Genomic DNA, 9,858 nt, shown 5'->3' on the forward strand with positions numbered 1-9,858 from the left:
CGATCGAAAGCGAAGCGGGCCTCACGTCCCCTTGCCGATCTCCGCGTAGTTGCCCTTGGCGTCCCATTTGTAGACGACGTAGTCGATCGCCTTGATGTCGCCCTTGGCGTCGAAGGCGAGTTTGCCGAGGACGGTGTCCCATTCGCCGGCCTTGATGGCGGCGATCACCTTCTTCGGGTCGGTGGTCTTGGCCTTTTCGACGGCCTGCGACCAGATCTGGAACGCCGCGTAGGTGTACAGCGTGTAGCCTTCCGGATCGATGCCCTTGCCCTTGAACTTCTCGACGATCGCCTGCGCGGTCGGCTTGTTGCGCGGGTCGGGGCCAAAGGTGAACAGCGTGCCTTCGGCGAGCGGGCCGGTGATCGAGGCGAATTCCTTGTCGTTCATCGCGTCGCCGGCCATCATCACGGTCTTGAGGCCCTGGTCGCGCATCTGGCGCAGGATCAGGCCGGCTTCCTGGTGATAGCCGCCGATGTAGACCAGATCGATGTTGTCGCGCTTCAGCCGCGACACGATCGAGTTAAAATCCTTGTCGCCCTTGTTGTAGGACTCGAACATCTTCTCGGTGAAGCCGGCCTTGTTCAGCGCCTTCTTGGTCTCGTCGGCGAGACCCTTGCCGTAGGTGGTCTTGTCGTTCAGGATCGCGACGTTCTTGCCCTGATAGTTCTTCAGGATGTAGTCGGCGGCGACCAGGCCCTGCTGATCGTCGCGGCCGCAGACGCGCAGCACGTTCCACAGCTTGCGCTCGGTGAACAGCGGGTTGGTCGAGGCCGGGGTGATCTGCAGCGTATTGCCGTCCGCATAGGCTTCCGACGCCGGGATCGACGACGACGAACAGAAGTGCCCGGCGACGAACGGGATTCCGTCGCCGGCGATCTTCTCGGCGATCGAGCGCGCCTGCTTCGGGTCGCAGCCGTCGTCGCCGGTCTGCAGCTTGAGCTGCTTGCCGAGCACGCCGCCGGCGGCGTTGAGGTCGGCGACGGCCTGGTCGGCGCCGTTCTTCAGCTGCCGGCCGAACGCCGACTCGCCGCCGGTCATCGGACCGGCGACCGCGACCGTGATGTCCTGCGCCAGCGCCGTCGTCGACAGCGCCAGCGACGCGCCGAATGCCAAACCGAGAAGCTTGAGTTTCATGGAGTGATCCCTGCGATGAGCCTGCAATTGATCGGCCGCGTCCGAACGGTTCGCAGACGCGGCGTTCGCGGCATTGTTGGCAGATTTTGATGGCAAGTCACCGACAAAATGCCGCATCGCTCGCGCCGCGCTGGCACATTCTGCCGCAGGCGGTAATGCGGTCAGACCTTGCGGCCGCCTTCGAGATACGCGGCGCGCACTTCGGGCCGAGCCAGCAATTCGGCGCCGCTGCCGCTCATGGTGATCAGGCCGTTGACCAGCACGTAGCCGCGATGCGCCAGCTTCAGCGCGTGGTTGGCGTTCTGCTCGACGATCAGCACGGTCAGGCCGTCCTGCCGGTTGAGAGTGCGGATCGCGTCAAAAATCTGCCGGGTGATCAGCGGCGCGAGGCCGAGCGAAGGCTCGTCGAGCAGCAACAGCCGCGGCCGGCTCATCAGCGCGCGGCCGATCGCCAGCATCTGCTGCTCGCCGCCGCTGAGCGTGCCGCCGCGCTGGGCGAAGCGCTCGCGTAGCCGCGGGAACAGCGTCAGCACGCGCTCGAGCATCTCGGCGCGCTGCGCCTCGGTGCTGTCGCCGGCGTCGGCGCCCATCTGAAGATTTTCGGCCACGCTCATGCGCGGGAAGATGCGGCGGCCCTCGGGCGACTGCGCGATGCTCATTCGCGCGATGTGATGCGTCGGCAGCTGCGTGATGTCGACGCCGTCGAAGGTGATGCGGCCGGCCTTGGCGCGCGGCTTGCCGAAGATCGACATCATCAGCGTCGACTTGCCGGCCCCGTTGGCGCCGATCAGCGCCACGATCTCGCCGGGCTTGATGTCGAGATCGACGCCCTTCAGCGCCTCGATCTTGCCGTAGGCGGCGCGAAGGTTTTCGATGCGGAGGAGGGGCGTGGAGGATGACGAGGTCATGACGCGGCCTCGTTGAACTCTACGCCAGCCACGATCGTCATTGCGAGCGAAGCGAAGCAATCCAGCGCAGTGCACCGAGCTGGATTGCTTCGTCGCTGCGCTCCTCGCAATGACGAGAGCATATGTTGTGACGACCTCACAGCCCGAGCTCCTGCTCGACGGCTTCGACTTCTTCGTCCTCGACGCCCAAGTAAGCCGCGATGACGCGCTGGTCGTCGCGGATCTGCGCGGGTGTGCCGCCCGCGATCTTGACGCCGTAGTCGAGGACGACGATGGCATCGGAGATGTCCATCACCACGCTCATGTCGTGTTCGATCAGCAGAATCGACGTGCCGCCCGCGCGGATCTTGCGCAGCAGGTCGCTGAGCTCCGCGCTCTCGCGCGCGTTGAGGCCGGCGGCGGGTTCGTCCAGGCACAGCAGCACCGGCTCGGTGCACATCGCCCGCGCGATTTCCAGCCGGCGCTGATCGCCATAGGGCAGGTTGCCGGCGGCATCGTCGGCGCGGCCGCGCAGCCCGATCTGATCGAGCCAGTACGTCGCGCGGTCGATCGCCTGCTGCTCCGCCGCGCGCCACGACGGCGTGCCGAACAGGCCGAGCAGCGTGAAGCCGGAGGCTCGCAGCAGCGCGTTGTGTTGCGCCACCATCAGGTTTTCCAGCGCGGTCATGCCGGGAAACAGCCGGATGTTCTGGAAGGTGCGGGCCACCTTGGCGATCTTGGTGATGCGGAAGTCGTTGAGCTTGTCGAGCCGGTGCGTCGCGCCGTCCTGATGCGTCAGCGCGATCTCGCCGGCGCTCGGCTTGTAGAAGCCGGTGATGCAGTTGAACACGGTGGTCTTGCCGGCGCCGTTCGGGCCGATCAGCGCGGTGATCTTGCCGCGCTGAGCGGTGAACGACAGTTCGTTGACGGCGATAATGCCGCCGAACCGCATGGTCAGGCCATCGACGCGGAGGATGTCACGATCCGTGCTCATCCGTGGCCCTCCTTGACGAGGTCGGACGAGATCGCCTGCTTGTGCTGCAGATACACGGTCGGGGCGCGATGGCCGATCAGGCCGCGCGGGCGCCACACCATCAGGAACACCATCGACAGGCCGAACACCAGCATGCGGAACTGATCGAGGCCGCGGAACAGTTCGAAGCCGCCGATCAGCGTCAGCGCCGCCAGGGCGACGCCGAGCTGCGAGCCCATGCCGCCGAGCACGACGATCGCCAGCACCAGCGCCGATTCCTGGAAGGTGAAGGACTCCGGCGAGATGAAGCCCTGTCGGGTGGCGAAGAACGCGCCGGCAAAGCCGCCGAACATCGCGCCGGTGGCGAACGCGGTGAGCTTGGTCGTCGTGGTGTTGATGCCGAGCGCGCGGCAGGCGACTTCGTCCTCGCGTAGCGCCTCCCAGGCACGGCCGATCGGCAGCCGGCGCAGCCGGATCGTCGCCCAGTTGGTGATCAGCGCCAGTGCCAGGATCAAATAGAACAGGAACACCAGCCGCTGCGACGGCGAGAACGGCACGCCCAACATCGCCGCGAGGCCGTTCTCGCCCGGCGTCAGCGGGATGCCGAACACGGTGGGGCGCGGAATGCCGCTGATGCCGTTCGGTCCGCCGGTGAGGCTCTGCCAGTTGATGATGACCAGGCGGATGATCTCGCCGAACGCCAGCGTGACGATGGCGAGATAATCGCCGCGCAGCCGCAGCACCGGGAAACCGAGCAGCACGCCCCAGAACGCCGCGAGGATGCCGGCGAGCGGCAGGCAGACCCAGAACGACAGGTCGAAATTGGTGGCGAGCAGCGCGTAGGAGTAGGCGCCGACCGCGTAGAACGCGACGTAGCCGAGGTCGAGCAGGCCGGCGAGGCCGACCACGATATTGAGGCCCCAGCCGAGCATCACGTAAGTGAGCACCAGGATGCCGAGGTCGAGAATGTAGCGTTGGTCGTAGAAGATCACCGGCACCAGCACCGTGAAGATCAGCAGCGCCGGCGCCACGACACGGCCGGCGAGGCCGAGTGTCTTGCGCGCCGCTTCCGGCATCTTCGGCGTCTCGACCGGTCCCCACCAGCGCCGCAGCAACTCGACCACGATCGCGCCGACGAACACCGCTGCGACCATCCCGGCGAGTTCTTCGAACCGCGTCCAGTAGATCAGGCCACCTTCCGGACCGGCTTCGGTCCGCACGCCGATCATCAGCGAAAACAAAACCAGCGCCACAAGGGCGCTGATCAGGGCTTTCTTCAGAATGAATCCCGCGCCGGCTTTGGCGGCGGCAGGGGCGGCGACGGCGTGCGCGAGTTTGGCCACGTCGAACCGCTCAGACTTTTTCGACTTCGGGGCGGCCGAGCAGGCCGGTCGGCATGAAGATCAGCACGACGATCAGGATCGAGAACGCAGCGACATCCTTGTACTCGACCGAGAAATACGCCGACCAGAACGTTTCGATCAGTCCGATCAACAGGCCGCCAAGCATCGCGCCGGGCAGCGAGCCGATGCCGCCGAGCACGGCGGCGGTGAACGCCTTGATGCCGGCGACGAAGCCCATGAAGAAGTCGACCAAGCCGTAATACAGCAGGTACATCATGCCCGCGACCGAGGCGAGCGCGGCGCCGATCACGAAGGTCATGGAGATGGTGCGGTCGACATCGACGCCGAGCAGCGACGCCATGGTCTGGTCCTGTTCGCAGGCGCGCATGTCGCGGCCCAGCCGCGTCTTCGCCACCAGCCAGGTGAAGATCGCCAGCAGCACGATGGTGGTGACGACGACCAGGATCTGGACGTTGGATAGCCGCACCACGAAGCCGTCGGCGCTTTCGTGCAGCGTGTAGCCGCCGGTGATGATCGGCGGCACCGGCTTGACGCGGGCGCCCTGCGACACCTGGGCGAAGTTCATCAGCACGAACGACATGCCGATCGCCGACAGCATCGGGGCGAGGCGGAAGGAATGCCGCAGCGGCCGGTAGGCGATCCGCTCGACGGTCCAGCCGTACAGCGCGGTGATCGCCATCGACACCAGCAGCACCACCAGCAGGATCAGCGGCACGAAGGTGAGGCCGAAGGAGACCAGGATCAGGAAGCTGATCAGGGCGATGAAGCCGCCGATCATGAAGATGTCGCCATGGGCGAAATTGATCATGCCGACGATGCCGTACACCATGGTGTAGCCGATCGCGATCAGACCGTAGATCGAACCGAGGACGAGGCCGTTGATGAGCTGCTGGGCGAAATAGTCCATGCGCTGCCGTTTGTCAGACGATCGAGGCCGACGTCCGGAAGGAGACGTCCGTAGTGATCCGGTTCTCGCGGCGCGCAGACAAGGCACGGAGCACCCGCTCGCGCTGGAGACACGATGCGGCGAGAGCCCCGGCAGCCGGCACGTCGCTTCGCTTACCAATTTTGTAACAGTGCGAAGCGTTTACGGCAACAGCGCGGGATTACGACCTTCTTCCCTGTGGACGATCGCCGCAGATCCCGGTTCCGCGACACAGCATCGCCGCGCAAATGCCCAGCAAAGATCACTCCGCCGAAAGGTTGTTCCGGCAACGGCCGCGTCGGACGCGCGTTGTTTGTCCGGCTGATCGCAACAGCCGAAGGAGAACTCATCATGTCGAATCAGAACCAGCCCAATCCGACGCCGAGTCAGAAGCCCGGCCAGCAGCAGCAGGGCGGCGGATCGCGTCCGGGTCAGCAGCAACAGGATCCGGGTCGGCAGGGCAATCCGCAGCAAGGCCAGCACGGCCAGCGCGACCGCTAACACAGCGCAGAGAGACTCTCTCCAGGAGTCGGGAGATCCCGCCGCAAGGCGGGATTTTTCTTTGCAGTGGCGCCGGCCCCAAAGCGCCGCAGCAAAGCGCGCCCTCGGCAAGATCCGTGCCGTGAGCAGGCGCCGGATTGCCGTTACGCACCAAATTCACAGGGTTAACAGAAATTAAGGTTAACAAAGCGTTTCCGTTGTCGGATGGCGTTAACCGGGATTAGCTCGGAATCAACTGCTTTCGATGCGAAAGCTGCCGGCAGCGGGAACCACGATGGCGAAATGGCGGATAAGCTCTGCGAACGGCGTGCTGATCGCGGCGTATTTCATCCCCAGCTGGGTGATCATCGCCTTCAAGATCATCGTCTCGCCGATCCACGGTCTCTATGACCGGCCGAATATTGCGGTGGCGATCTTCCTCAGCGATCACTTCCATCTCGCCGCGCTCGCCACCGTGCGGGCGGCCTGGCTGCTGGCGCTCGCCAAACTGACGGTCGCGGCGTTCTTCGCCTTGTTTCTCGCGCTGCTGACGCGGCCGGCGATCCGCCAGTCCGGCGGCTGCGACGAGGCGCTGGGGATCGCGCTGTCGCTCGGCAGCATCATCAGCTTCGCCAGCATGGTGATGGCGTCCCAGGCCGGCGAGATGGAAGCAATGCGGCTGCACGCGACCGAACTGCTGCTACTGCTCGGCACCGCGATCGTCCTGCTGGTTGAGCGGCCGGCCGCGGTCGTCACCCAGGTTGAGCAGCCCGCCAAGCCCACGCTGATGACGAACTATCCGCACGCGGCGCAGAATTCCTGATCCTGCCCTAACGCAGCCGCGGCTGCCGCCTTATATCGCAATGCGCAAAGCTTTTATGCGTTGTCCGTAACAACTTGCGGCAGGGCTCTGCTTTTGCTTTTGCAAATTGCGTGCTTTATTCGGCCGGCAACGCCGCCGATCAAGGCGGCAGACTGATTGCGGGAGGACGATCCATGGCCATGACGATGAACGGCGAAGTCCAGCTGGACGCGCCGAAAGATCTGGTGTGGACCAAGCTCAACGATCCTGAAGTCTTGAAGCAGTGCATCCCCGGCTGCGAGGAGCTGGAGAAGACCGAGGATCAGGAGGGCTTTCGCGCGGTTGCGAAGTTGAAGGTCGGGCCGGTGTCGGCACGCTTCAAAGGCCGCGTCACGCTCAGCGATCTCGATCCGCCGAACGGCTACAAGATCACCGGAGAAGGCGAGGGTGGCGTCGCCGGCTTCGCCAAGGGCGGCGCGACCGTCGGGCTGTCCGAGAAGGACGGCGGCACGCTACTGTCCTACGACGTCGAGGCCCATATCGGCGGCAAGCTGGCGCAGCTCGGCCAGCGCCTCATCAACGGGTCGGCCAAGAAGCTGGCCGACGAGTTCTTCGCCAACTTCTCCAAGGCCGTGCAGAACGGCAACGGCGGCGCCTAGCGGGATCGCCCCTCATGGTCGGGCGGCGACCGATCACGCTGTCGTTATCACGGCGCTGCTACCAGTCCGGCGTGCCTCCGTTGTTCCGATCGGAGGTTGCCGATCCGGACCGAGCCCCCTAAGATATCTTCAAGAAACACAACTAAAGCGCGAACAGGCTGCCGTGCAATGCGGTGGTGCGCAACCAACGAGAGGGCCGATGGCCAAGATTTCCCTGATCGTGAACGGCAATCCGGTAACCGCCAATGTCGATCCGCGCACCCTGCTGGTGCAGTTTCTGCGCGAGAATCTGCGGCTCACTGGCACCCATGTCGGTTGCGACACCTCGCAGTGCGGCGCCTGCGTCGTGCATCTCGACGGCAAGGCAGTGAAGTCCTGCACCACGCTGGCAGTGATGGCCGATGGCCACGAAGTCACGACGATCGAGGGGCTGGCCGCCGACGGCGCGCCGCTGCATCCGATGCAGGAAGCGTTCCGCGAGAATCACGGCCTGCAGTGCGGCTTCTGTACCCCGGGCATGATCATGACGGCGGTCGATTTGGTGCACCGCAAGGGCCATGATCTGTCCGACGAGACGATCCGCGAGGAGCTGGAAGGCAATCTGTGCCGCTGCACCGGCTATCAGAACATCGTGGTGTCGATTGCCGCCGGCGCCAAGGCGATGGCCAATTCCGATCGCGCCTGAGCGCGCGCAACAACACGGCTGCTGGCCAGGGTCGAGGAAGCTAGGGAAGCTCGATGTACGAATTCAAATATCACCGCCCCGGGACGGTCCGTCAGGCTGCGAACCTGCTGATCAAGAATGAGGACGCCAAGCTGATCGCCGGTGGCCACACGCTGCTGCCGGTGATGAAGCAGCGCCTCGCGGCGCCGCCGCATCTGGTCGACCTGTCGCACATCGAGGGTCTCAACGGCATCGAGATCAAGGGCCGTTCGCTGGTGATCGGCGCGACGGCGAAGCACGCCGAAGTCGCCAATTCGGCAATCGTCGGCGAGGCGATCCCGGCGCTGGCCGAATTGGCGTCGCTGATCGGCGACCCGGCGGTGCGCCACAAGGGAACGATCGGCGGTTCGCTCGCCAACAACGATCCGACTGCGGACTATCCGGCCGCGGTGATGGCGCTCGGCGCCACCATCGTCACCAACAAGCGCAAGCTGAAGCCCGAGGAGTTCTTCCAGGGCCTGTTCACCACCGCACTGGAGCCGGACGAGATCATCGTCAAGGTGCAGTTTCCGCTGCCGAAGAAGGCCGCCTACGTCAAATTCCGCAACCAGGCGTCGCGCTACGCGCTGGTCGGTGTGTTCGTCGCGCGGCGCCCGTCGGATGTCGCGGTCGCTGTCACCGGCGCGGGATCCGAAGGTGTGTTCCGGGTGCCGGCGTTCGAAGAGGCGCTGAAGGCGCGGTTCAATTCGAAGTCGCTCGACGGCATTCACGTCCCGCACGACAATCTCAACAGCGATCTGCACGGCAGCGCCGAATATCGCGCGCATCTGATCGGCGTGCTGGCGAAGCGCGCGGTCGATGCCGCCAACGGCAAGGCGTAACCTTGCGATCGGATCGCGCATGAGCGTCGCCCAATGAGCGTCACGGCGCCTCCAAGTTCGGTCGACGCGACGCTGGCTCTCTTGACCGGCCGCGGTTATTTCGCCGAGCGCTCGCTGGCGACGGTGCTGTTCCTGGCGCTGCGGATGAATCGTCCGCTGTTCCTCGAAGGCGAGGCCGGCGTCGGCAAGACCGAGATCGCCAAGGTGCTGTCGTCGACGCTGGGGCGGCGCCTCATCCGTCTGCAATGCTACGAAGGGCTCGACGTCGCCTCCGCGGTCTATGAGTGGAACTCATCGGCGCAGATGATCGCGATCCGGCTGGCGGAAGCCGCCGGCGACACCGATCGGGGCCAGCTCTCCAGCGACATCTTCTCCGAGCACTATCTGATCAAGCGGCCGCTGCTGCAGGCGCTCGAGCCCGACGTTGCCGGTCCGCCGGTGCTGCTGATCGACGAGCTCGACCGCGCCGACGAGGCATTCGAAGCCTATCTGCTCGAAGTGCTCAGCGACTTCCAGGTGACGATTCCGGAGTTCGGCACCATTAAGGCGCCGGCGCCGCCGATCGTGATCGTCACCTCCAACCGCACCCGCGAGATCCACGACGCGCTGAAGCGGCGCTGTCTGTATCACTGGGTCGACTATCCCAACGCCCAGCGCGAGCTCGCAATCGTCAAGTCGCGCGTGCCGGGGATCTCGGAAAAGCTGTCCGCGCAGGTCGTCAGCTTCGTCCAGGCGCTGCGCGAGCAGGATTTCTACAAATCCCCCGGCGTCGCCGAGACGATCGACTGGGCCACCGCCCTGACCGAACTCGACGCCCGCGCGCTCACCGCCGAAGTCGTCGGCGACACGCTCGGCGCGCTGCTGAAGTATCAGGACGACATCACGCGGATGCAGGGCGACGCACTGGCCAAGCTGGTGAAGGACGCGACCAGCGAGAGCTAGACGGACGCTTTGCAGTGGTTAGGTGGCTCGGTCTCCGCAGCACCGGCAGCGCGCCCCCTCTCCCGCTTGCGGGAGAGGGTTGGGGTGAGGGAGCCCCAGGCACCGTGCTCGCGTCGCCCTCACCCCAGCCCTCTCCCGCAAGCGGGA

Annotated in this window: 11 protein-coding genes; 6 read left to right on the plus strand and 5 right to left on the minus strand. The window is 65.2% G+C overall.

Annotated features, from left to right (window positions below; translation table 11 throughout):
- Nucleotides 1-21 precede the first annotated feature (21 nt).
- The 5 genes from IP86_RS10415 to IP86_RS10435 all read right to left on the minus strand — a co-directional run bounded on the left by IP86_RS10415 (nucleotide 22) and on the right by IP86_RS10435 (nucleotide 5,265).
- A complete protein-coding gene (locus IP86_RS10415) occupies nucleotides 22-1,134 on the minus strand; it encodes a branched-chain amino acid ABC transporter substrate-binding protein (protein WP_054162447.1) in 1,113 nt (370 codons plus the stop codon).
- Nucleotides 1,135-1,295: 161 nt separating this feature from the next.
- The gene (locus IP86_RS10420; protein ID WP_054162448.1) at nucleotides 1,296-2,042 is read right to left on the minus strand and encodes an ABC transporter ATP-binding protein; all 747 of its coding nucleotides are present in this window, start codon (nucleotides 2,040-2,042) and stop codon (nucleotides 1,296-1,298) included.
- Between the two features lie 136 nt (nucleotides 2,043-2,178).
- On the minus strand, nucleotides 2,179-3,015 hold the full coding sequence (locus IP86_RS10425) for an ABC transporter ATP-binding protein (protein WP_054162449.1): 837 nt from the start codon (nucleotides 3,013-3,015) through the stop codon (nucleotides 2,179-2,181).
- Nucleotides 3,012-4,337, minus strand: a complete 1,326-nt coding sequence (gene livM, locus IP86_RS10430; RefSeq protein WP_054162450.1) for a high-affinity branched-chain amino acid ABC transporter permease LivM — start codon at nucleotides 4,335-4,337, stop codon at nucleotides 3,012-3,014. The genes IP86_RS10425 and livM overlap by 4 nt, the downstream gene beginning before the upstream one ends.
- A gap of 10 nt (nucleotides 4,338-4,347) precedes the next feature.
- Nucleotides 4,348-5,265 carry an ABC transporter permease subunit gene (locus IP86_RS10435; RefSeq protein WP_054162451.1) on the minus strand — a complete coding sequence of 306 codons (918 nt, stop codon included), beginning with the start codon at nucleotides 5,263-5,265 and terminating at the stop codon, nucleotides 4,348-4,350.
- A gap of 369 nt (nucleotides 5,266-5,634) precedes the next feature.
- On the opposite strand from IP86_RS10435, the gene IP86_RS29065 reads away from it, so the two are divergent.
- The 6 genes from IP86_RS29065 (at nucleotide 5,635) to IP86_RS10460 (ending at nucleotide 9,711) form a co-directional block, all read left to right on the plus strand.
- Nucleotides 5,635-5,784: a hypothetical protein gene (locus tag IP86_RS29065; RefSeq protein WP_197279748.1), complete on the plus strand. Its 150-nt coding sequence runs from the start codon at nucleotides 5,635-5,637 to the stop codon at nucleotides 5,782-5,784.
- Between the two features lie 274 nt (nucleotides 5,785-6,058).
- Nucleotides 6,059-6,586: a hypothetical protein gene (locus IP86_RS10440; RefSeq protein WP_054162468.1), complete on the plus strand. Its 528-nt coding sequence runs from the start codon at nucleotides 6,059-6,061 to the stop codon at nucleotides 6,584-6,586.
- A gap of 173 nt (nucleotides 6,587-6,759) precedes the next feature.
- A complete protein-coding gene (locus IP86_RS10445) occupies nucleotides 6,760-7,224 on the plus strand; it encodes an SRPBCC family protein (RefSeq protein ID WP_054162452.1) in 465 nt (154 codons plus the stop codon).
- Nucleotides 7,225-7,423: 199 nt separating this feature from the next.
- The gene (locus tag IP86_RS10450) at nucleotides 7,424-7,909 is read left to right on the plus strand and encodes a (2Fe-2S)-binding protein (protein ID WP_054162453.1); all 486 of its coding nucleotides are present in this window, start codon (nucleotides 7,424-7,426) and stop codon (nucleotides 7,907-7,909) included.
- 53 nt (nucleotides 7,910-7,962) lie between these two features.
- Nucleotides 7,963-8,769 (plus strand): FAD binding domain-containing protein, encoded by an 807-nt coding sequence (locus IP86_RS10455; protein ID WP_054162454.1) that lies wholly within the window; start codon nucleotides 7,963-7,965, stop codon nucleotides 8,767-8,769.
- A 33-nt stretch (nucleotides 8,770-8,802) separates the two neighbouring features.
- The gene (locus tag IP86_RS10460) at nucleotides 8,803-9,711 is read left to right on the plus strand and encodes an AAA family ATPase (protein WP_054162455.1); all 909 of its coding nucleotides are present in this window, start codon (nucleotides 8,803-8,805) and stop codon (nucleotides 9,709-9,711) included.
- Nucleotides 9,712-9,858 lie beyond the last annotated feature (147 nt).

The sequence above is a fragment of the Rhodopseudomonas sp. AAP120 genome, assembly GCF_001295845.1.
Taxonomy (GTDB): Bacteria; Pseudomonadota; Alphaproteobacteria; order Rhizobiales; family Xanthobacteraceae; genus Rhodopseudomonas.

Coding starts and splice junctions, on each gene's coding strand:
- IP86_RS10460 (WP_054162455.1), top strand. CDS start 8,803: ATGAGCGTCACGGCGCCTCCAAGTTCGGTCGACGCGACGCTGGCTCTC.
- IP86_RS10455 (WP_054162454.1), top strand. CDS start 7,963: ATGTACGAATTCAAATATCACCGCCCCGGGACGGTCCGTCAGGCTGCG.
- IP86_RS10435 (WP_054162451.1), bottom strand. CDS start 5,265: ATGGACTATTTCGCCCAGCAGCTCATCAACGGCCTCGTCCTCGGTTCG.
- IP86_RS10445 (WP_054162452.1), top strand. CDS start 6,760: ATGGCCATGACGATGAACGGCGAAGTCCAGCTGGACGCGCCGAAAGAT.
- IP86_RS29065 (WP_197279748.1), top strand. CDS start 5,635: ATGTCGAATCAGAACCAGCCCAATCCGACGCCGAGTCAGAAGCCCGGC.
- IP86_RS10415 (WP_054162447.1), bottom strand. CDS start 1,134: ATGAAACTCAAGCTTCTCGGTTTGGCATTCGGCGCGTCGCTGGCGCTG.
- IP86_RS10450 (WP_054162453.1), top strand. CDS start 7,424: ATGGCCAAGATTTCCCTGATCGTGAACGGCAATCCGGTAACCGCCAAT.
- IP86_RS10440 (WP_054162468.1), top strand. CDS start 6,059: ATGGCGAAATGGCGGATAAGCTCTGCGAACGGCGTGCTGATCGCGGCG.
- IP86_RS10425 (WP_054162449.1), bottom strand. CDS start 3,015: ATGAGCACGGATCGTGACATCCTCCGCGTCGATGGCCTGACCATGCGG.
- IP86_RS10420 (WP_054162448.1), bottom strand. CDS start 2,042: ATGACCTCGTCATCCTCCACGCCCCTCCTCCGCATCGAAAACCTTCGC.